Origin of the sequence: Bradyrhizobium sp. cf659 (assembly GCF_900113725.1) — a bacterium.
Classification (GTDB): domain Bacteria; phylum Pseudomonadota; class Alphaproteobacteria; order Rhizobiales; family Xanthobacteraceae; genus Bradyrhizobium.
Window position 1 is genome coordinate 1,580,914 of record NZ_FOQJ01000001.1, and the last position, 20,828, is coordinate 1,601,741.

Here is a 20,828-nt window from a genome sequence, read left to right on the forward strand (position 1 = left end):
GCTGGCGACGCTCTCGCGGTGCCAGCCGAAAACTTGCCCGGCGGGTCGGCTGGTCATACAGGATCGGGAGAGTTCGATTGCCATGCAGAATTCAGCTCCCGTGACCGACGACCTACACCACCAGTCCGCGGTAGCACGCGCGCCGGCCCGGCGGAAGGCCGCCGGCCGCGCGCTTGTCGCGCTGGCGTCGCTCGGCTTCCTGCTCGTGCTCCTCGTCGAGATCCTGCATACGACCGGTGCGACCGCGGCCGGGTTCTCCGATTGGCGACCGATCCTCATCGCCTATCTCGTCTGGGCCGTCGCCTTCGCCGTCGCCCAAGTACTGATCCGCGGCGAGCGCGGCCAGCGCGCGCTGTTCCTGCTGCCGGCGGTGTTCTTCACCATTGCGGTGGTGATCTTCCCGACCATCTTCGGGATCTATATTGCCTCGCTCGATTGGAATCTCAGCTCGGTCGAAGGCCCGCGTTTCAGCGGCTTCGACAATCTCGTCGGGATGTTCAACGACACCTATTACTGGAACGCGCTGGGCAACATGTGCTTCTACGCGGCCGCAGTCCTCGGCGAGTACGCGATCGCGTTCGGCCTCGCGCTCCTGCTCAGCGCCGATATCCGCGCACGAAAATTCTTCCGCATCGTGTTCCTGCTGCCGATGATGCTGAGCCCGGTCGCGGTGAGCTGGATGATCGGCAAGTCGCTCCTCGAATTTCGCTTCGGGCCCGCTGCGACGCTGGCGCGCTATCTCGGATGGGAGAACCCGGCGTTCTTCGCTTCGTCTTGGATGGCGCGCTTGACCATCCAGGCGATGGACGCCTGGGTGTCGATCCCCTTCATCATGATCATCCTGCTCGCCGGCCTCCAGGCGATGCCGCGGGAGGTGCAGGAGGCCGCCAAGGTCGATGGCGCCAACGGCTGGCAGTCGTTCCGGCACGTCACCTTTCCGATCATGCTGCCGGTCAGCATCACTGTCCTCATCATCCGCATTATCTTCAAGCTGAAGCTTGCCGACATCGTGATCAACGTGACGGCCGGCGGGCCCGGGGGCGCCACCGACACCGTGTCGAGTTTCATCTATCGCGTGTACCGCGACCGCTCCAATGTCGGATACGGCACGGCACTCGCCATGGTCTATCTGGCGCTGATCATCGTCCTCCTGACGCTGCTCCTGCGCTTGTCCAAGCGTTGGACGCAGAAAGTCGTCTAGAACCAAGGAGTTCACGCGCGTGTCAACATTGGCATTGAAGCCCGTCCGGCGGCATCCCGCCGCCCCGCGCGCCAAGCGGATGCTTGGCCGCGTGCTGGTCTATGCCGCGCTCCTGTTCTGGACGTTCATTTGCCTGTTCCCGATTTACTGGACGGTGACGACGTCGTTCAAATCGGCAGTCGACGTCACGCAGGCGCATCTGATCCCATGGGTCGATTTCCAGCCGGACTGGAAGGGGTGGCGCTCGCTCGGGCTGTCGCCAGACACGCTGTTCGGCACCTCGACCGCCCGCGCGGAGTTCACGAGCCGGTTCGTCAATAGCATCATCACCTCGGTCGGCGCGTCCCTGCTCGCATTGATCCTCGGTTCGCTCGCCGCCTATGGCCTCAGCCGCTTCCGCTACAAATTCGCCTGGATGCGCAACGACGACATCCTGTTCTTCTTCATGTCGCAACTGATCCTGCCGCCGGTCGTGCTCGCCCTGCCCTTCCTGGTGCTCTACAAGGCGCTCGCGCTGCTCGACACCCGCTTCGGCCTGATCCTGCTCTATACGCTCTCGGTCCTGCCCATCGTCATCTGGATCATGCGCGACCAGTTCAACGCGATCCCGATCGAGCTCGATGAAGCCGCCTTCGTCGATGGACTGTCGACCTGGGGTGCGTTCCTGCGCATCATCCTGCCGCTTGCAGTGCCCGGGATGGTCGCCGCTTTCATCCTGTCGCTGGTGCTGTGCTGGAATGAATATTTCTTCGCGGCCCTCCTCACCAGCACGGATGCGAAGACGCTGCCGGTGATGGTGGCGAGCCAAACCGGCTCGCAAGGCATCAACTGGTGGTCGATGGCGGCGCTGTCGACGGCGGCAATCGCCCCGCTCGTCCTGGTCGGCATCTTTCTTGAGCGCTATATTGTGAGTGGCCTGACGACAGGCGCGGGAAAGTAGCACGGCGGAAATTGTGCCAAAACTGTGCGATGGGGGCGCGCCGGCCAGATGCAACGTTGCATACGACGCTCGCCCCCCCGGCGCGGACCTGACTAACCGCCGGTTGCTGGGCCGGATCAGCCGGTCGGCCGAACCGAAACGCGAGGACGCAATGACGATGAGCGTGATCAAGACGCTCATGTTTCACGACGAACCTCCACCAAAGCTTGGCGATCGCCGGCGACGCCACGATGACAGGCGCCGGCGCCCCGGTGGCGCAGAACGCGGGCGACACCGCCGACGACGATCACCACGCCGCCGCGCGACTTCGGCACTCGCGGCGCAGCAACTACCTACTTCAGAAACCCCGAGACCGTCAGGCCTCACTGCTGGACGCGATTCTCAAAGGAGCGAAAGTCAGCAAGCTTTCGTTCGAGCGACCGACGCTTTTCAAGCTGGCGATGAACCTTGTCGCCGATTCTCCTCGCCCGCGCTAATGAGGTTTTCAAATAGGCACTGGGTTTCCGATCGCGTCCAGCGCTCCAACCGCTACCGCCAGGAGTACAACATCGTAAGATCGGTGTAGGAAATCATGGCGGGGCGTAGCGGGAGAGCGACTCGAACCCTCGACACCATTTTTTGTCAACAATGCAATCCGCAGCGCTCCTCGCTGTCAGCCGAACACTGAGCTCTGCTGGTGACCCAACTTCGCTAGGCCGTCCTCGGCGCTGCCGGCCCTACATCACTCCAGACAACGACCGCCCACACTTGCTCTCAATGAATTTTTCTTGATCTCCCGGTGCACACGTTGTGCACACGCCGCCTTCTAACAAATTGAATACTTTGAACTCTCCGTCCTATCCATCATGGGCTAGTTTGGGCCATCTCAGGCAATGGTGGTCGAACGAGCGCAAATGATCGGTAGCCCGCGTCGAAACTCGAGAAGTTGACACTAGGGTTTCAAGTAGAGGCATGGATCACTCGACGCCCCCCCCACACTGGCCGCGTGGAATGACGTGGCGGACGATTCAACCGGCGATGAAAGCGGAAATGGCAGTCTCCAGCGCCTCATGAGCCCGTTCGACCTGATTTTCCAAGCCGTCGAGCAGTTTCGCATCTGCATCGAGCTTACCGCGCGCCGTGCCTACTTCACGGCTGATCGCTTCGGGAGCCGGCCCACCCAGGAGTCTGCGGCGGCGTACGAACGCTGCGGGGTCCATGGCATCCGAAAAGACGTCCGCCGGGAGCCCCGGCGCCGCGACACCAAGTTCGGCGGCCGCCTCGTCCAGCGAGGCTGATGTCGCCTTGTCCGGTCGGATGCCGGCGGCGATGTTGCGGCGCACGAACACGCTGACGATCTGGTGCGAGTTCCGCCAGTCGATGCCGCTCTCGCGGACGAGCGCTGCGGCAAGGTCAGTGACCTGCGCCCAGTTGGCGCCGGCAAGCTCACGCATCCGACCGACCTTGACCTTGAGGTCACGCATCAATGACGACAACGTCTCCAGGCGGATGCCGAGCGCCCGACCCATGTCCCAGAGGATCGCCTGGCTGTTACGGCGCTCCATGATCGGGAAGCCCGTGGGTCCCTTCTCGGCCATCATCACGGTCGCCACAATGCCGAGCGATTGCGCAGCGACGCCCTTGATATCTTCCAGCCCGTCGGGGTTCTTTTTCTGGGGCATGATCGAACTCGTGCCGCAGTAGCGGTCGGGCAGCTCGATCATGTCGAATTCCATCGTCGACCAGATGAAGAGATCGTCGGCCAATCGGCCGACATTCTGTGCGAGAACGGCGAGCACACCGGCATATTCCATTTCCAGATCGTGGCTGAGAATGGCATCCATTGTGTGCGAGAGCGGGGAATCGAAGCCGAGCAGGTCCGAAACGCGCTGGCGGTTCAGCGGAAAGTCGGAGCCGGTCATGATCGCGGCCCCGGCCGGCGACCGGTTGACACGCAGATGGAAGGACAGCAGCCGCTGCGTATCGCGAGCAAAGACCTCCTCGAACATCGTGAGCCAGTGCGCGAAGGTCGTGGGCTGGGCGTGCTGGCCATGGGTGTAGCCCGGCATCACCGTCTCGCGATGCTGTTCCGCAAGGTCGAGCAACGTACCGCGCAGCGCGATCAGCCCCGCCAGCATGCGTTGAACATGGCCGCGGAAGGTGATGCGTCGCGCCACCTCGATCAGATCACCCGAGCTGCGGCCGAGATGGAGCCGCCCGCCGATCTCCTCGCCCAGCGTCTTGGTGAGATAGTGCTCGCCGGAATGCATACCGCCATCGGCCTCGGCGCGCGCCGCCTCGACGCCGCGCTGCTCCATCTCACGGAAGGCCTTCAGCATCGCGATGCCGGCCTTGCGCGGCAAAATACCCTCCTCACTCAGCATCAGTGCGTGTGCCTTGTCGAAGGCGTGGATCGCATGCACGGACTCACCGAGCAAACTCGAACGATGGAAGTCGAGATGGCCAAGCGGCTCTTCGGTCAGCCGAGCACCTGCGGTGCGGAAGCCGCGATAGTCCGAGGCTTTGGTCATGGGTCTTGCTCCATTATGTCGGTCCACCGGCCAGCGCCGGCGTCGCGAAAATCGTGCCTGATGTCAGCGCGCCGGCAGACGCAGCGGTTGCAGGATCTCATTCGGCCGCACGCCTTTGCCGAGGCCCAGCACGGCGTCTTCGAGCCGGCTCGCGGCCTCCGGCCCGATGATCGGGGTGGCCAGGGATCTGTATTTGGCAATCACCCCATCATCCGGAAGAGGATTGGTGGCGGAACCAAGCGGGACATCGATGCGCAACCGACGCTGCCCGCCATCCTTGAATTCGAGCACTAGCTCGGCTGCGACGTTGCTCATGGGCTCCACGCTTTCCGCGACCTCGACCCGACGCGCCTGTTCAAGCACGACATGATCGCGCCGCACCGCTTCGCTGAACATCGGCAAGTCGGCGCCGCCATGCACCAGTGCGACGGAGACCGCATACGGCAGGCTCATCTGGGCATCGAGCAGGCTCGACACCTGCGTCGCCCCGCACATGCGCACGATGGTCGGGTGCACGTTGACGCGGATCGCTGCCAGATTTTCTGCCGACGCGCCTTCGCGCCGGAACCTCAGCATTGCGTCCACGGCGGAATGGGTCCCGCGACAGGAGGCGTAGGGTTTGATCGAGGAACGGTGGATGCGCCAGTCCTTGCCGAAACCGGTCGTCAGCGCGGGCCAGTCGGCCTTGTCGCCGGCATAGGTCGACAGGAAACCACCCCAGGGCGCATCCAGGATCTCGGCCGGTCCCGCCATCCCTGAACGCGCGAGCAGCACGGCCAGCACGCCCGACGCGGCCGCATGGCCAGGGTGGAGCCGCTTTGTCATGGCGCCCTCGCTCATGAAGGCCCATGTACCTGAGGCAAAGGAACCAGCGATTCCCAACGCATTGCGGGTTGTGGCCTCGTCGCAGCCGAGCAGACGGGCAACTGCGGCTGCCGCACCGAAGACACCGCAGGTGCCCGTGGAATGCCAACCGGCATTGTTGTGCGCGTCGTAACCTCCGGACGCTTCGAGCATGCGTCGGCCCAAATCATAGCCGGTCACGACGCCCGTAATGAGATCGTCCTCGCCCGCACCGGCGGCCAGCGGCAACGCCGCCAGCAGGGCCGGCACCACCACTGCACCGCTGTGGTCGCAGCCGCTGGCATCGTCAAGTTCGAGCGCATGCGCCGCCGTGCCGTTGACGAGGGCAGCCGCCGCGGGCGCAGCGGTCTCCGCCCGGCCCCAGAGAAACGCGGCACCGCCGTCGCCATAGGCAATGCGGGTCGTCGCAAAAACGGCCTCCGGTTCGGGTTGGCGAACACCTGCAAGCGCGGCACCGAGCGTGTCAAGCACGTGACGCCGCACCGCATGGACGGTCTCGGCCGGCAGATCCTCGGCGCGCAGCCTCGCGTAGAAGGCGGCCAGCGTCGCGGCGGCGGGGTGTGCGGTCTCCGGGCGCATGCGATGATCCTCAGGCAATGCCTATTGATTGCGTGGCTCGGCGTTGATCATCGTCTGCTTGACCATGGCGTAGGGCATCTCCCATTTCGCGAAGATCCTGCCGTAGGAGCCGTCCTTGATCATCGCGTCGACCGCATCAGCCACGAGGTCGCGCAGCGCCGTGTTGGGCTTCGCGAAACCGAAACCGGCAAAGTCGACCGCGATCGCCTCACCGATCAGCGCGTATTTACCACGATCGGGCGAGTCCTTGCTCTCATTAAGATAGCGGATCGCATCGACGCCGATGGCGGCCGCCACAGCGCGGCCCTGCAGCAGCTGCAGGCGCGCATCCGCCGTCTTGTCGACCAGGACGTATTTGACTTCGGGCAGGCCCTTGGCGATACAGGTCTTCTGGTTGAAGTCCTGCAAGCGGATATAGAAGATGCCGTTGCGGTTGACCGAGACCGGCTTGCCGCAGACGTCCTCGATCGTCTTCAACTCGCCGCCGACGGCCGGCATGGTGAAGAGCTGGGTGCCGGTCGAGAAATAGTCGACAAAATCGGTCTTGCCGCGCCGGCTCGGAATGTCGGTCATGCCGGACGCGCCCATATCGATACGGCCGGTATCGAGCGAGTTGATGAGCTGGTCGAAGGACTGCTCGCTCCATTCAACCTTGAGGCCGAGACGCCTGCCGATCTCCTCGGTCAGGTCGATATCGAGCCCCTTCAAGGTGAGCGTCGCAGGGTCCTTGAATTCGAGCGGCGGATAAGTCGCGCTCGTGCCGACGACGAGCTTGCCAGCCTCCTTGATCTTCGCCGGCACGCGGGCGGCAAGATCCTGAGCCTGCGTGGTGGCGCAGGCCAGAACAGTCGCGACGGCGGCGCCGAGGGCCAGACAAAGCGCGCTCCGGATCGATGGCATGGTAGTCCCCCTTCTCGTCACGTTAGCTTTCGTTGCCGCATTCATTCCGCCGCCTCACGACATATCGAGAAAGCGATCGAGCCCAAGCAGCCATTCGATCGCAAACACCACCCCGATACTCATCAGGATCAGCAAGGTCGCCATCGCGGCGACGGTCGGGTCGTCGATGTCGCGGATATAGCTGTAGGCTTCGACCGGCAGCGTCGTCGTGGTGATGCTGGTCAGGAAGACGGTGATCGAGAAATTGTCCATCGCCTCGACGAAGGCGAAAGTGCCGCCGGCGACGAGACCCGGCGCAAGCTGCGGCATGGTCACGGACCAGAACGCCGCAAGCGGGCTCGCGCCAAGATTGCGCGCCGCCTTTTCGAGGTCCGGGTCCAGCCCCGATAGATTGGCGACCAGCGGCCGCAGCACCAGCGGCAGCGTGAAGCAGATCATCGCCACCGTGATCGGCCCGAAGCCCGGCCCGATCCCGATCTGTGCGACAAAGCTGAGGGCAGCGGTACCGGTGATGACGCCCGGCACCAGCAAAGGCGCCGAGATCAGCGCCATCATGAGATCGCGGCCGCGGAAGCGGTGCCGGACGGCGACGATCGCGGTTGGAGCGGCAATGAGCAGCGCCACCGCCGTGGTGATGACAGACACCGCCAGCGAATTCTGCAGCGCCGCCATGAAGCGGTCGTTCTCGAAGAAGCGCTGGAACCATTGCAGGGTAAATCCCTGGGCCGAGAACAGCGTGTAATTGTTCCTGCTCAGCGCATAGAGGACGATGAAGGGCAGCGGCAACAGCACGAAGCCGAGCGTCACAAGCCCGAGCCCTGTTACCACCGGAGAAACGGACCGCGCATGGTCGACAATGGCGGGCTTCATGTCGCCTCTCCCGCAAAACGGATCGCAACGACACGCCGTATGCCGCCGACGACCGCAAGCATCAGCAGCACGAGCAGGAAAAATAACACCGCCAGCGCAGCCGCCGAGGGAACATCATAGCTGGCCTGGATGCGGTCGTAGATCGCCGTTGCCAGGACTTGAACGCGCCCGCCGCCCAACATCTGCGGGAAGAGGAAGGCACCCAGCGAGAGTGCGAAGCACAGCGAGGTCGCCGCCGCAAGACCCGGCAAGGACAGCGGCAGCGTAACTGTGACGAAGCTGCGCCAGCGCGACGCGCCGAGATTGCGCGCAGCATGTTCCAACGTCTCGGGAATCGTGCGCAGCGCGCCGAACAGCGTCAGCACGAAGAAAGGTAGCACGAAGTTCAGTACCGAGACGACGACCGCGAATTCGTTGTTGATCAGCGCCACGCGCGGCAGCCCGACGGCCCGTAGCCCCTGATTGATCAGCCCCTGATTGCCGAGGATGATCAGCCAGGCATAGGCGCGCGTCACGCCGCCGGAGAGGAAGGTCGCGACCAGACAGAACAGGATGACGCGACGCAGCGTCTGCGAATGTGAACGCGCCAGCACCCGCGCCAGCGGATATCCGAACAGGACCGTCAACACGGTGATTTCGAACGAGAGCCGCAGTGTGGTCAGGACGGCGCGCCAGGCGCCTTCTGATACCAGCAGCTTGCCGTAGTTCGCCAGCGTCGGCGGCCCGTGGAAGACGGCGCCACCGGGATCGAGCACCATCAGGCTGACACTGGCAAAGGACAGCAATACGATCATGAAAAGCGCCAACACGGACATTGCCGGCAGCGCGAGCAGGAATGTGCCGCGGCTCATGATGCCAGCACCGTGCAGCGGCTGGCGGCGAACCTGAGCGAGACGGCGACGCCGGGCTCGAACGGAGGCGCGTCACGGCGCACCTCCGTCACGGTCACCGTCGCGTCGCCCGCAATCGCCACTTCATAGCGCACCGAAGCACCGAGCATCTGGACGAAGCCGATCACGCCGTCGATGTCGCCCTGCCCGGGCAAAAGAACGCTGATTGCCTCCGACCGGATCGCCAGCGTGGCGGCGCCGGCCGCGGTCGCCGCCGCCTTGACGCCGGATATCTTCCTGCCGCTCAGCTCGACCGTATCACCGCCGAGAAAACGCCCAGGCAGCAGATTCTCCACGCCCGTGAAGGTCGCGACATAGCGTGTTTGTGGATGGTCGTGGATCTCCAGCGGCGTGCCGATCTGCTCGAGACACCCTTCCTTCATGACCGCGATGCGATCCGACAGCACGATCGCCTCGCGCTGGTCGTGGGTGACCATGACCGTGGTCAGACCGAGATTTCGCTGCAGCTTGCGCAGCTCGACCTGCATCTCCTCGCGCAAATTCTGGTCGAGCGCGCCGAGCGGCTCGTCGAGCAGCAGCAGGCGCGGTTCGGTGACGACGGCGCGCGCCAGTGCGACGCGCTGGCGCTGGCCGCCGGAGAGCTGCCCCGGCCGCCGCCCCGCCAGTTGCGCGATACGCACGAGCCCCAGCGCCTGCTCGATACGCCTGGAGGCTTCGGCCTTCGGCACGCGGGCCATACGTAGGCCAAAGCCGACATTTTCGCGCACGCTCATGTGCGGAAACAGTGCGTATTGCTGGAACAGCATCGCCGTGCGGCGCTTCTCTGGAGGTGTCGAGAGAATCGAGGCGCCATCGAGCCGGATGTCACCGCTGTCGGGAGCGACGAAGCCGGCAATCGACTGCAGCAGGGTCGTCTTGCCGCAACCCGAAGGCCCGAGCAAAGCGAGAACCTCGCCCGGCTCGACCGAAAGCGAAACGCACTCGACGGCTTTGACTTCGCCATACGCCTTGGCGATGCGGTCGACTTCCAGCCGGCAGGATGATCCCCTGTTCATCACGCGAGACGCTCTTTGTTCATGACCCTTGCAGGACCGCTACTTGGCCACCGCCTTGTTGAACTCCTCGGTCCATTCACCGAGGCGCTGATTGATCTTGGCCTCGTCGAAGGTGACTGCGTTCTCGGGTGTCGGCAAGACCTTGACCAATGCCTCGGCCGGCGTGACGTCCTTGTTGACCGGACCGAGGTTGTAGATATCGGTCATGTGCTTCTGCCAGTCCGCGGCCAGCGAACGGTTGATGAAAATGGCCGCGGCGTCGGCGTTGCCATTGTTGACCATCATCATGCCCTCAAAGATCAGCGGCGTCGGCTTGGGGCTGACCATGGCGACAGAGATGTTCTGGTCCGCAAGCTCCTTGACTGCGGAAGGCGATCCGATCATCGCCATGATCTCGCCGCGCGCCAGCGCCCGGCGCGCGTTGGTGTCCGAGGAATTGAACATGGCAACGTGGTCGCGCATCTTGCCGAGGAACTCAATGCCCGGCTTCACATTGTCGATCGAACCGCCGTTCAGTAGCGAGGCGATCAGGATGGTGCGACCGGGATAGACGGTCGGCGCCGGCAGCGCGATGGCATTCTTGAAGGCAGGCTGGAAGATATCGCTCCAGGCGGTGACCTTGCCACCCGGCACCAGATCGGGCCGATAGACGATTGCCGTCGGGAAATACCAGTAGGCGACGAACATATCGTTGTGCGAACCAGGAATGAGCTTGGCGAGATTGGGCAGCTTGTCGACCGGCAGCGGCAGGAAGAGGCCCTTGTCGGTCGCCGCGCGCATGGCGATCGCCTCGCCGGTGAACCAGACGTCAACGCCGGGATTCTGGCGGGAGGCCTGCAACTTCGCCAGTCCTTCGGCCGAGCTGTTCTCGATGACCGGAACGATCTCGATGCCGGTTTCCTCTTTGAAGGCTGGTGCGAGCGGTTTGAGCACACGCTCCCAGGTGGAGCCAAAGGTCATCACCTTGACCTGCTTCTGCTGCGCGTATGCACCACCGCAGGCGGCGAGCGTCGCAGCGACGGCAGCGAGACCGCGCCAGGATAGCTTGGATAGCGTCATCATGTTCATCCCCTCTCCTCTCAGTGTACCGTTTCGCGAGTGATCGTTCTGGCGTCGAAGACGACGCGGCCGGCAGCCATCGTCCAGACGACACGCCCGTCCGCTCCAACGAGTGCGAGATCGGCGTCCATGCCGGGCGCGATCGCTCCCTTGCGGTCGGAGAGCCCGAGAACGCGGGCAACGTTGACGGTGACGAAAGCCAGCGCCTGCGGCCAGTTGAGGCCACCTTCTGTCGTCAGCCGCAGCAGATCGCGAAACAGGATCGCGGGCGAGACGGCGCGAAAGCCGCCCCGGCCATCCGGCACCGCCACCCCTGCATCTGATGACAGCGTGATCCGTTCGGCCGGAACGCCGGCCTCGAGCGCGCGAAGGACCGCTTCGACCGGATCAACTCCCGCAGGCAGGCCGTCGCGCGGGCCCAGACAGCAGGTGAAGTCGATCGTGCCGCCCGCTTTGGCGAAGCGGACCCCCTGCTCGAAGACGGGCGAGACGTCCGGCGCGCGGTTGACATGCGTCGGCACGGCCTGGGACGGCGGGAAATCAATCTTCTCGACGAGGTCGAACAACGGCGCCAGCCCGTTCGCCAGCCGGCCGACATGCAGATGCAGCACAGAGGCTTTGCCGCTCATCGCCTTCGCCTGCACAAGGCTGCCCGCAAGCGTTGCGAAGGCTGCGAAGTCGAGATTGGGAAACGCGCGCTCGGCGATCGCGCTCTTGGCGCCGATCACCTTGTCGACCAGCATGATGTCGGACCGCACGCTCTGCGTCAGGAACGGCGCCGGCAGCGCCATCGCGCCGGTATAGATGAAGGTCGTGAGCCCTGCGCGATCAAGCTCGTGCGCCTTGCGCAACAGCAGCGGCAGCGTCTTGGCCTCGATTTCGCTGCCGAGCAAGCCAACCGCCGTGGTGATACCCGCGGAGACAAAAGCCTCGAAGCCGAGTTCAGGCATGCGCGCATCCGGCCCGTCGCCCTCGCCGCCGCCGATGAAATGGACATGCTGATCGATCAGGCCCGGGATCAGCCGCCCCGGCGGCAATGTCTCCACACGGACGAGGCCGGCAAGCGCCGCCGCGGCCGACAGATCGGCACCGACCGTCAGGATGCGACCGCCACCGATCAGGATATCCTGCGCGCCAAGCTCGGCTGGCGCGAACACATGCGAGCCTCGCAGGAGACGCAACGGGGCGTCCTGCGCATCCTCGTTCCGAGCCGATCCGTGCTGCCCACGGAGCATTCGCATCCCCTGTCTGAAGCGATCCCGAAGCGCACGATCTCTGCGCGGCTCCGGCAGCTTTCCGGGGGTCATCAAGCAAGAGGTCGCGGCCGGGGGCAATTGATCATTCATCAGCAGATGCATGATCTGAATTCATGTATAAAACAGTATCGCCGAGCCTAATCGCTGAGCAGCGCCCCAATCCATGAAATTAGCTCAGGCAATGCGTGAGTATCCTTCACTTCACCTCACATCGGGAGCGTGCCTTTAATCGGCCCACAGCCGATATGAAGGAGCGCGCCTTGACCACACTCGACCTTCTCCCCCCCGGCCTCGTCGTCAACACGATGAAGGGCGATGTCGCCGAGCACCGGGCCGGGGCCTGGCTGACCTGGGACGGTACGCTCAACCTCGATTGCGCGATCGTCGGCGTGCCCTATGACGGCGCCTCGGTCGTGCGGAGCGGCTCACGCCATGGGCCCGACGCGGTGCGCCAGGCGCTGATGTATTTCACCACCTATTCGAGCCGCGACCGCCGCGCTATGACCGCGTTCCGCGCTGCTGATATCGGTGACATACAGGTCGTGCTGACCGACATGGAGAGCACCTTCAAGCGTATCACCCAGACAGTGCGGACGCTTGCCGCCAAGGGCATTGTGCCGGTGATGCTCGGCGGCGACCATTCGATCGCCTTCCCGAATCTCCGCGGCGTCATCGAGGCGATGGGACCGGGCAAGAAGCTTGGCGTCATCCATTTCGACGCTCATCACGATCTGCGCAAGGCGCATCTCGGTGCGGAATCGAGCGGGGTCCCCTTCCGCAAGACGCTGGAGATGCCGGGTACGCTGCTCAGCGGCCGCAATCTCGTGCAGATTGGCATGGCCGAGTTCACCAATTCTCCTCAACTCGACGACTATGCAAAGGAGATGGGGGTGACGGTGATCTCGGGCCTCGAAGTGCGCGAGCGCGGCATTGCTGCGGTGGTCGACCAGGCCCTGCGCATCGCCGGCGATGGCACCGACGCCATTTACCTCTCGGTCGATATCGACGTGCTCGACCACTCGCAGGCCCCCGGCACCGCCGCACCGAACCCATTCGGCCTCGACGCGCACGACGTGCAATACGCCATGCGCAAGATCGGGGCGAGCGGCAAGCTCATCGGTGCCGACCTCGTGGAAATCTCGCCGCCCTTCGACCCACGCAACATCACCGGCTCGACTGGCGCCTCGCTGATCCTGAGCCTGCTCTACGGGCTGTCCCAGGCCAAGAGCTGAGACTCACGCCTCTCCATCCCCCTCGGTCTCAACGGCGGAGGGAAGCGTCAACGCCTTGCCGAAGCGTGCCAGCAGCCAGTGCAGGAAGAGCCGGGTGTTCGAACGTTCGAGCTTGTAGTCGTCGCAGAGCACATACCAGCCGCCGGTCGCCAGAATGGTCCCGGCGAAGGGGCGCAGCAATAATCCGTCCGCAACAAGCGAGGCCGACAGGGTATCACTGACCAGGACCACGCCTGCCCCTTCAGCTGCCAAGTCAATCGCGATACTGAGATCGCTGCAATAGAGATGGCGCCGATAGGATTCGAAGGCGTGGTCTCCTTCGGCCGCCAGCCAGCGTCGCCACTCGGCTCCGTCGTCCTGGTGAAGCAGGATAACGTCGCGCAGATCCGACGGCCTGGTGAAGGCGTGACCAGCGCGGCGGAACAGCAAGGGGCTGCAGGCCGGGGCTATCGCCACCGTTTCCAGCAGCGTCGACCATTTGGCCGGCCACGACCCGCTGCCGAACTGAATGCCAAGATCGGCATCGGGCACATCGACGACGTGGTCATTGTCAGCGAGCTTGATCTGACATTCGATGGCCGGATGGTCGTCGCAGAAGGCGGCAATGTTCTTCGCCAGCCATTTGCTCGCGAACATCGGCGGGCAGGCGATGGTCAGCCGACCACCGACCTGAGCCGCATCCGCCAGGCTGTGAGCAGTGCGGGCAATGTCGTGCAGCGCCGCTGCGACGGAGCGGGCGAAGACGCGCCCGGCATCCGTCAGCGCCACGCCGCGCCCGGCCTTCTCGAAGAGATTGACACCGAGCGCCTCCTCCAGCCGCCTGAGTTGATGGCTGACGGCGCTATCGGTCAGATTAAGCTCCTGCGACGCCTTCGCCAGACTCTGATGGCGCGCGGCCGCATCGAACGTACGCAAAGTGGCTAGTGGCAGATTCCGGAACACGATCGCCTCGATCCAGGCTGGCTTGGGGTCGATATTGTCGCCCGCGCCAATGGTCCCTGTCCAGAATGGTATGCGCGCCTCGCCACGACGAGTCCGCGGCAGCAGGTTGGCGTGGTACTACGCTCGCCATCCGTTCCAGGCAGAGCTCAACGCAAGATTGCGCGCAGCCAGATGGATTCCGGCGAGCATGCACCGCACCGAACCTCCTGCAAGCTCGATGGTCGGAACCTCGATCGGCAGAATGGTCGCCAATCCTTCCAGCGTCGCGACCTGTTGCGGCCGCAGGGCCTTCAGGGCCCGCGCCGACATGGCCACGATCCGCCCGTCCTTGCCTTGCAGTTCGATCGCGTTGCCGGCGAATTCGCCGATCTGCTCATGGCTGAGGTCGATCACGGCGCGCCCCGTTCCGGCGAGCCGCCCGGCGATCTCGGCGCGCCGCGCCGAATCGCGGATCGTGTCGAGCCCGATCAGGCAGAAGTCGGTGCCGACACACATCAGCACGTTGGTGTGGTAGATCGGCCGCCCCATGGCATCCACCGCATCGAACACCACCGGCTCGAAGTTGAAATGCGTGCAGAAGCGTTCCAGCGCGACTTCGTTGGTACGATTTGAACGGGCGGCATAAGCGACGCGTTCGATATGGTCGAGCACCATCGCGCCGGTGCCTTCGAGATAGAGGCCGTCCTGCTCCAGCCCGGAATAATCGATCACGTCCTGTACCCGATAGCGCTGCTTCAGCATCTCGATCACGTCCTGTCGGCGCTCCCTGCGCCGGCTCGGCGAGAACATCGGATAGAGCGCGACATGGCCGCCCGAATGGGTCGAGAACCAGTTGTTGGGGAAGACGGAATCGGGCGTCCCGCGCCCCTCATCCTCGAACAGATGCACCGCGACACCGGCTGCTTCCAAGGCCTCGGCGGCCCGCGTCACCTCCGCATGGGCGGCAGCGGCGATCGCGGCGGCGGTGCGGCCCGCATCGGTAGCCTGGAAGACGTTGTCCTCGGCCGTGGCCGTATTGGGGCTGAAATGATGCGGGCGGATCATCACGACGCCACGCGGCGCCTGCACCGAGAGCTTCTGCATGATCAGCACGCTTGCGGCACCTTGCGCGGCTGCAGAGCCGCAAGGTTGAGCAGGCCAAACAGATTGCGCGGGTCTTTCGGCTCGGTCAGGAGATCGATCTCCTCATAGTAGTCCGTCCCCTCGACGAGATCGCGCAGGTAGCGCAGCGCCGAAAAATCCTCGGTCGCGAAGCCGACGGAATCGAAGATCGTGATCTGGTCCGGCGAACGGCGCCCCGTCGCTTCACCGACGATGACCCGCCACAGCTCAGTTACAGGAAAATCGGGCGCCATCTGCTGGATCTCACCCTCAATCCGGGTCTGCTCCGTCAGCTCAACGAAGACATCGGCGCGCAGAAGGATCGCGCGCTGCAATTCGGTCTTGCCGGGGCAATCGCCGCCGACTGCGTTGATATGGACGCCGGCTCCGACCATGTTGTCGGAGAGGACCGTCGCCCTCTGCTTGTCGGCGGTCACGGTCGTGATGATATCGGCCCCGAGAACGGCCGCCCCGGCACTTGCGGTCACCTCGATCTCGAAGCCGTGCGGTGCCAGGTTGGCCTTGAACTTCCCGGTGGCGGTTGGGTCGATGTCGAAGACGCGCAGCCGCCGGATGCCATTCACCGCCTTGAAGGCGAGCGCCTGAAACTCCGACTGTGAGCCGAGCCCGATAATCGCCATCACCTCGGCGTCCTCACGGGCGAGATATTTCGCCGCGACGGCCGACGTCGCGGCGGTGCGCAATGCGGTCGTGATCGTCATCTCCGACAGTAGACACGGATAGCCGGTCTCGACATCCGACAGCACGCCGAAGGCGGTCACCGTTTGCAGACCGGTGCGCGTGTTCCTCGGATGGCCGTTGACATATTTGAAGCCGTAGAACTCGCCGTCACTCGTCGGCATCAGCTCGATCACGCCGTCGCGGGAGTGGCTGGCGACTCGCGGGACTTTCTCGAAGGCGTTCCAGCGCCGGAAATCCTCCTCGACATAGCCGGCGAGACCGATCAGGTACGGCTCAAATCCAACCGCGGCGATCAGCCGGACCATGTTCCCGACGCCGACATACCGAACCATCTGTAGAGCCTCCTGCACGAATCCTGTCGTTCAGGAAACTTAGATCAGAGCAATTTGCGCTATAAACTGCTAACAAGTTCGCTTTGAGGTGCTAAACTGAACAAATTGAATAGCATAAACTAGCAGATTGCTCATGCACGTTCTCGACGAACTCGATCACAGGCTGGTTTCCGTGCTGCGCGAGGATGGCCGCGCGCCGATCTCGAAACTTGCGGCAATTCTCGGCATCTCGCGCGCGACGGTTCAGAGCCGGCTCGACCGGCTCATCGCGACCGGGGCCGTGCTCGGCTTCACCGTGCGCTTCCGGCAAGACCATGACGTCAGGGCTATCCGAGCGATCATGATGATCGAGGTTACCGGCAAATCCACTGCCGCGGTGATCCGGCAATTGGGGGGCTTGCCCGAGTTGCACTCCCTGCACACCACCAACGGCACCTGGGACCTGATCGCCGAGATCCGCGCCGAGAGCCTTGCCGATTTCGACCGCGTGCTGCGCGAGGTCCGCACCATCGATGGCGTCCTCAACAGCGAGACCAGCATCCTGCTGAGTTCCGTCTAGATCCGGCGCGCGTTCTGCGGGGGGCAGCGGTCTATCGGCGGTCGGGTGGCATTGCCTCTTACCTCGTCCCCTTCAACCAATCCGCCATGCGCTCAGCAATGGCGACCGTGGTCAAATGGGTGTTAGCGCGCGGCACCTCCGGCATGATCGAGGCGTCGATCACGCGCAACCCCGTGCAACCGATCACCCTGCATTCGTGATCGACGACCGAGCGAGCGTCGTCCGGTGCGCCCATGCGGCACGTGCCGCTCGCATGCTGCGCGTCGCTGCACTCAGCAAACAGCCAGTCATCCAGTTCCGCGTCGCTGAGCGGCTCGTCCATAGGGCGACCGCTGGCGCCATAATCAACGCGGTGAGCGATATCGGTCACTCCAGGTTGCAGGCAGATATCGCGCAGGCGGCGAACGCCGTCGCGCAGGCGCACCAGATCGCGGGAGTCAGACAGCATGCGCTCCTCGACCGTCGGATCGACGTCGGGGTCGGTCGTGGTGATGCGGACATAGCCCTGACTGAAGGCCTGATAGACGGAGACGGCGATGCGTCCCAGCGCCACATCAGCCATCGATTGCTGGGAGCGGGCGAGATTGCCGGCGATCATGATCATGTCGTTGTCGCCGGCGCCTGCGAGGCCGGACGAGTAGCGCAGGCAGCAATTGGTGTGCCGGTGCATCAGCGTGCTCACCTGGCTGCCTTCGCGCAAATGCAGCAGTGCGTTCACAATCGGATGGTCGAGCAGGTTCTCGCCCACTGGTAAGTCCGCGCGAATCGGGACGCCGAGCGTCTCCAACAGGGCGACGGGCCCGATGCCGGAGCGTTGCAGGATGGCCGGCGAATGGATGGCGCCGGCGCAGAGGATCACCTCACGCGCCGCGCGGGGCGTAAAGGATTGGCCATTCACGCGGACCCGGACGCCGCTGGCGTGCAGCCGGTTGCCTTCGAAGGCGATGGTGTCGACCAGAGCATGACCGACGATGTCGAGGTTGGCGCGGCCGCGCGCCGGCTCCAGATAGCCGTCATTTGTGGAGGTCCGCAGCCCGGCGTCGCTATTGATGGCATAGGGCGAGACGCCAGTTCCGGTCGGCGCGTTGTGGTCCTCACACCAGCCATAGCCGAGGGCGAGCGCGGACGAACGCAACGCCCGGTCGACATTGCCCCAATCCGGGATCGGAGCTCGATACACCGGGATCGGACCACGATCGCCGTGATAGGGCGCGTCGGCGAAATTCTTGTCGGTCTCGAGCTTGCAGAAATGGGGCAGCATCTCGTCCCACGACCACCCCGTGCAGCCCGCGGCCGCCCAGCGGTCGAGATCGTCGGGCACGGCGCGGATCGCGATCTGGCCGTTGATTGTGGAGCTGCCACCCATGGCACGGCCGCGCCAGAGCAACAGCGGCGGCTGCCGCTCGGTGCGTCGCGCCAGGAGCCTCGACCAGCGGAAGTCGTCATCGTCGATGGCGCGCATCGGGTTCGGAATGCGGATGTGTTCCGGCGTGGTCGCGGTGCGCAGATCTTGCCCGGCCTCGAGCAGCAGCACGCGATGCGCCGGGTCCTCACTAAGGCGCGCGGCCAGCGTCGCTCCAGCGGAACCTCCGCCGACGATGATCGTGTCGTATTCCTGTTCAATCACGTCGGGTCACTCCCACTGCCTGCGTTCGTTCCAGGGAGAAAGTCGTAGCATGAGAGGGACCGGCGAAGAGCGATTTGCCGGCATAGGCTCACCTTCTCCGCATCCAACAACTGAGGTCGGCTCGTTCTGCGCTGGCGTCTCTGCTCAGCTCTCAAGAATATTTGCGTCGCCCGACTTCGCGCCAACAAATCCCGCTTCAGACACTTGCTTAGATTGGTGCTCACAAGATTTCTCTTGATCTCCCGGTGCACACGTCGCCTTCTAACTAACTGAGAATCTTGAACTCTCGTTCCAATCCATCATGGGCGCCACGGAAAAGAGATAGTCTTTATATTTCAATATGTTAACCTCATCCATTTCGGATAACCTGCGAAGATGCACCTCCCGCTGATCATCCAGCGGTGCGCGAATATCATTCGCCTGAACGCGCCTCATGTTCAATTGAAATGAAATTGGTGGCAGGCAAGAAAGGGCCATGCCGATCAAGCGTGATGAAACAACGCGATGCTACATCCGTCGTCAGCGCGAATGGTCCAGCGCTTCAACATCACGTGAAGGCCGGCTCGCGCTTGCAGGCCTGAGATCCCATGCGCTCGCTACGGATCGCTCTGAGAATTTCGAGCCGGGACTTTTCATTCCAGTTGGTCCGCAGAGCGTGCGTCGAGCCCTGTGCCGGTCTGAGATTGGTCGCCATTATCAAGCGCACTCGTCCTTCGCTTGAACATGTCCGAGGCCATGAAAGCTGCGACTGCATTGGAATATTCCTCCAATCCCTCAAAGCTAAAATGCATATCGCCCGGCCAATAGAACTCCTCGGGCCGCGATCCGAACCGCCGCTTCAACGGCTCGGTGGCATTGAAGAAAAGAAAGCCATTGTCGATGCACATCTTCTCGACAGTAGAGCTGACGAGATCGTTCCAGACGTGCCCTTCAGCGTCGGGCTTCAAGTGCTCAAGATGAGGATGAAAGATGAAGAGCACCCGGCTCCCGTCCCCGGTGTAATCCTTCAGGATGTCAGCCAGCTCATGCAGGTTCTGCTGGAAAGTCGAGAGCGGTTCTGCATATCTCCGCTCGAGATCGGCGCCGTGGTCCTGCGAATAGCCGAAGAGAACGAGATCATCCGGTCGGTTCTTCTTGATCACCGCCGGCATATGTACGAAGGAGAGCCAACCTTTCGCCGCGAACCGCATCAGATACAGTGGATGCTCGCGAGCCTCCATCAGACCGACGCTGCATTCGTGTCCGATGGGTGAAGCCTTGACGCCAACATTCTGTCCGCGCTCGTTGCGGACAATCAACTTACGATATCGTGCGAAGTCGTCGTAGAGATCAGTCTCGTCCACGTCCACAACGATGTAATCGGGATGCACAATAGGCAGCAGCTTCTTCGCCTGGGGGACGAAGATTGCCGGAGAATAGGACGTGTATCCAGCATTGTGCGTCTTCAGACAGACCCCGCGTTCCTTCTTGATATATTTTGCAACGTGATACGGGAGCGTGTTCGCGTCGTCATAGCCTTCCATGAAGGAATCGCCGAGAAACAAGACCGAAAGCGGCTTCCTACACCCCTCGAGTAGAGCCTTGTCGTCGATTACCCTGACACCGTTCTCGTCATAGCGCCTCTGGTAGCTGAAGCCAGTCAGGTCGCCGTAAATGCAGAGGTTCTGGCTTTCCGGAGCCGGCTTATGGTTCAGGACGTTGGATTCCCAGTTCAGATTGACACTCGCCATCTCCAAATCGAACAGAGGCCCAAAATACTGTTGCAGCCGCAGCCCGATCTCGAAAATCGCGCCCCAGGTAATGAAGAGCAACGCCCCCTGTCCGAGGAGGCGAAACCATGGCTTCATTGAAAATCTCCTAAATGAACTCCAAGTGACTCAATAGATGCATCAACTTCGGAACTGTGATTGCTCTCGATCAATAGATTCCTGACGTTCAAAGGAAGCGAGCAAACGGGCAGCACCCCCGTCCAGACACCTGATAGGGCAGCTTGGATTATCCATTGATGCTTGGCCAGCCACGATGCCGCAAGCAATCCACGAAAGTTTCGTCCGCGACGAGGTACCGAGTCCGGGTTCGAATCGGAGTTTCGGCTTGGTGATGGCTGGTGCGCAGCTTTCTTAAGCCTCCTGAACGGCCGGCATCACGGGCGGCTGTGGCCATGGACTCTGTCCGCCGCAGGGCTGCTTCTCGCCGTCGCCTGGAGCAGGCCGTCCTTGTTGCATCCGCTAAACCGTCTCTGGACGAA

General features: G+C 63.2%; 18 protein-coding genes. 5 read left to right on the forward strand and 13 right to left on the reverse strand.

Annotated elements, in window-relative coordinates; translation table 11 throughout:
- Positions 1–82: 82 nt before the first annotated feature.
- The 3 genes from BM118_RS07695 to BM118_RS07705 all read left to right on the forward strand — a co-directional run bounded on the left by BM118_RS07695 (position 83) and on the right by BM118_RS07705 (position 2,617).
- Entirely contained in the window at positions 83–1,201 is a 1,119-nt protein-coding gene (locus BM118_RS07695) for a carbohydrate ABC transporter permease (RefSeq protein WP_092183656.1), read from the forward strand.
- A gap of 79 nt (positions 1,202–1,280) precedes the next feature.
- A complete protein-coding gene (locus BM118_RS07700) occupies positions 1,281–2,141 on the forward strand; it encodes a carbohydrate ABC transporter permease (protein ID WP_092184352.1) in 861 nt (286 codons plus the stop codon).
- Positions 2,142–2,347: 206 nt separating this feature from the next.
- On the forward strand, positions 2,348–2,617 hold the full coding sequence (locus tag BM118_RS07705) for a hypothetical protein (RefSeq protein WP_092183658.1): 270 nt from the start codon (positions 2,348–2,350) through the stop codon (positions 2,615–2,617).
- A 531-nt stretch (positions 2,618–3,148) separates the two neighbouring features.
- Here the strand turns inward: BM118_RS07705 and argH are convergent.
- The 8 genes from argH to BM118_RS07745 all read right to left on the reverse strand — a co-directional run bounded on the left by argH (position 3,149) and on the right by BM118_RS07745 (position 12,010).
- On the reverse strand, positions 3,149–4,651 hold the full coding sequence (gene argH, locus BM118_RS07710) for an argininosuccinate lyase (protein WP_092183660.1): 1,503 nt from the start codon (positions 4,649–4,651) through the stop codon (positions 3,149–3,151).
- Between the two features lie 63 nt (positions 4,652–4,714).
- Complete coding sequence (locus BM118_RS07715) at positions 4,715–6,094, reverse strand: MmgE/PrpD family protein (protein ID WP_092183662.1); 1,380 nt, start codon at positions 6,092–6,094, stop codon at positions 4,715–4,717.
- 21 nt (positions 6,095–6,115) lie between these two features.
- Positions 6,116–6,994: an ABC transporter substrate-binding protein gene (locus tag BM118_RS07720; RefSeq protein WP_092183664.1), complete on the reverse strand. Its 879-nt coding sequence runs from the start codon at positions 6,992–6,994 to the stop codon at positions 6,116–6,118.
- A 54-nt stretch (positions 6,995–7,048) separates the two neighbouring features.
- Positions 7,049–7,864 (reverse strand): ABC transporter permease, encoded by an 816-nt coding sequence (locus BM118_RS07725; protein WP_092183666.1) that lies wholly within the window; start codon positions 7,862–7,864, stop codon positions 7,049–7,051.
- A complete protein-coding gene (locus BM118_RS07730) occupies positions 7,861–8,715 on the reverse strand; it encodes an ABC transporter permease (protein WP_092183668.1) in 855 nt (284 codons plus the stop codon). Before BM118_RS07730 ends, BM118_RS07725 begins: the two co-directional genes overlap by 4 nt.
- Entirely contained in the window at positions 8,712–9,770 is a 1,059-nt protein-coding gene (locus BM118_RS07735; protein WP_092183670.1) for an ABC transporter ATP-binding protein, read from the reverse strand. Before BM118_RS07735 ends, BM118_RS07730 begins: the two co-directional genes overlap by 4 nt.
- A gap of 39 nt (positions 9,771–9,809) precedes the next feature.
- Positions 9,810–10,832 (reverse strand): ABC transporter substrate-binding protein, encoded by a 1,023-nt coding sequence (locus BM118_RS07740; RefSeq protein ID WP_210189033.1) that lies wholly within the window; start codon positions 10,830–10,832, stop codon positions 9,810–9,812.
- 17 nt (positions 10,833–10,849) lie between these two features.
- A complete protein-coding gene (locus tag BM118_RS07745; RefSeq protein ID WP_210189034.1) occupies positions 10,850–12,010 on the reverse strand; it encodes an amidohydrolase family protein in 1,161 nt (386 codons plus the stop codon).
- Between the two features lie 335 nt (positions 12,011–12,345).
- On the opposite strand from BM118_RS07745, the gene BM118_RS07750 reads away from it, so the two are divergent.
- The gene (locus BM118_RS07750; RefSeq protein WP_177234088.1) at positions 12,346–13,317 is read left to right on the forward strand and encodes an agmatinase family protein; all 972 of its coding nucleotides are present in this window, start codon (positions 12,346–12,348) and stop codon (positions 13,315–13,317) included.
- 3 nt (positions 13,318–13,320) lie between these two features.
- Here BM118_RS07750 and BM118_RS07755 read toward each other — a convergent pair whose 3' ends face one another.
- From BM118_RS07755 to BM118_RS07765, 3 genes are all read right to left on the reverse strand, one after another.
- Positions 13,321–14,259, reverse strand: coding sequence for a LysR substrate-binding domain-containing protein (locus BM118_RS07755; RefSeq protein WP_092183676.1), 939 nt, complete (start codon positions 14,257–14,259; stop codon positions 13,321–13,323).
- 117 nt (positions 14,260–14,376) lie between these two features.
- Positions 14,377–15,342 (reverse strand): citrulline utilization hydrolase CtlX, encoded by a 966-nt coding sequence (ctlX, locus tag BM118_RS07760; RefSeq protein WP_092184356.1) that lies wholly within the window; start codon positions 15,340–15,342, stop codon positions 14,377–14,379.
- A gap of 2 nt (positions 15,343–15,344) precedes the next feature.
- On the reverse strand, positions 15,345–16,394 hold the full coding sequence (locus BM118_RS07765) for an ornithine cyclodeaminase (RefSeq protein ID WP_177234089.1): 1,050 nt from the start codon (positions 16,392–16,394) through the stop codon (positions 15,345–15,347).
- Positions 16,395–16,527: 133 nt separating this feature from the next.
- On the opposite strand from BM118_RS07765, the gene BM118_RS07770 reads away from it, so the two are divergent.
- The gene (locus tag BM118_RS07770; protein WP_092183680.1) at positions 16,528–16,953 is read left to right on the forward strand and encodes an Lrp/AsnC family transcriptional regulator; all 426 of its coding nucleotides are present in this window, start codon (positions 16,528–16,530) and stop codon (positions 16,951–16,953) included.
- Positions 16,954–17,011: 58 nt separating this feature from the next.
- Here BM118_RS07770 and BM118_RS07775 read toward each other — a convergent pair whose 3' ends face one another.
- Positions 17,012–18,580 carry a GMC family oxidoreductase gene (locus BM118_RS07775; RefSeq protein WP_092183682.1) on the reverse strand — a complete coding sequence of 523 codons (1,569 nt, stop codon included), beginning with the start codon at positions 18,578–18,580 and terminating at the stop codon, positions 17,012–17,014.
- A 632-nt stretch (positions 18,581–19,212) separates the two neighbouring features.
- Positions 19,213–20,427, reverse strand: a complete 1,215-nt coding sequence (locus BM118_RS07780; protein WP_092183685.1) for an SGNH/GDSL hydrolase family protein — start codon at positions 20,425–20,427, stop codon at positions 19,213–19,215.
- Positions 20,428–20,828: the final 401 nt, after the last annotated feature.

Bases quoted from the DNA above. Each gene is read 5' to 3' on its own strand.
- BM118_RS07695 (WP_092183656.1), top strand. From the start codon at position 83: ATGCAGAATTCAGCTCCCGTGACCGACGACCTACACCACCAGTCCGCG.
- BM118_RS07700 (WP_092184352.1), top strand. From the start codon at position 1,281: ATGCTTGGCCGCGTGCTGGTCTATGCCGCGCTCCTGTTCTGGACGTTC.
- argH (WP_092183660.1), bottom strand. From the start codon at position 4,651: ATGACCAAAGCCTCGGACTATCGCGGCTTCCGCACCGCAGGTGCTCGG.
- BM118_RS07715 (WP_092183662.1), bottom strand. From the start codon at position 6,094: ATGCGCCCGGAGACCGCACACCCCGCCGCCGCGACGCTGGCCGCCTTC.
- BM118_RS07720 (WP_092183664.1), bottom strand. From the start codon at position 6,994: ATGCCATCGATCCGGAGCGCGCTTTGTCTGGCCCTCGGCGCCGCCGTC.
- BM118_RS07725 (WP_092183666.1), bottom strand. From the start codon at position 7,864: ATGAAGCCCGCCATTGTCGACCATGCGCGGTCCGTTTCTCCGGTGGTA.
- BM118_RS07730 (WP_092183668.1), bottom strand. From the start codon at position 8,715: ATGAGCCGCGGCACATTCCTGCTCGCGCTGCCGGCAATGTCCGTGTTG.
- BM118_RS07735 (WP_092183670.1), bottom strand. From the start codon at position 9,770: ATGAACAGGGGATCATCCTGCCGGCTGGAAGTCGACCGCATCGCCAAG.
- BM118_RS07740 (WP_210189033.1), bottom strand. From the start codon at position 10,832: ATGATGACGCTATCCAAGCTATCCTGGCGCGGTCTCGCTGCCGTCGCT.
- ctlX (WP_092184356.1), bottom strand. From the start codon at position 15,342: ATGCAGAAGCTCTCGGTGCAGGCGCCGCGTGGCGTCGTGATGATCCGC.
- BM118_RS07765 (WP_177234089.1), bottom strand. From the start codon at position 16,394: ATGGTTCGGTATGTCGGCGTCGGGAACATGGTCCGGCTGATCGCCGCG.
- BM118_RS07770 (WP_092183680.1), top strand. From the start codon at position 16,528: ATGCACGTTCTCGACGAACTCGATCACAGGCTGGTTTCCGTGCTGCGC.
- BM118_RS07780 (WP_092183685.1), bottom strand. From the start codon at position 20,427: ATGAAGCCATGGTTTCGCCTCCTCGGACAGGGGGCGTTGCTCTTCATT.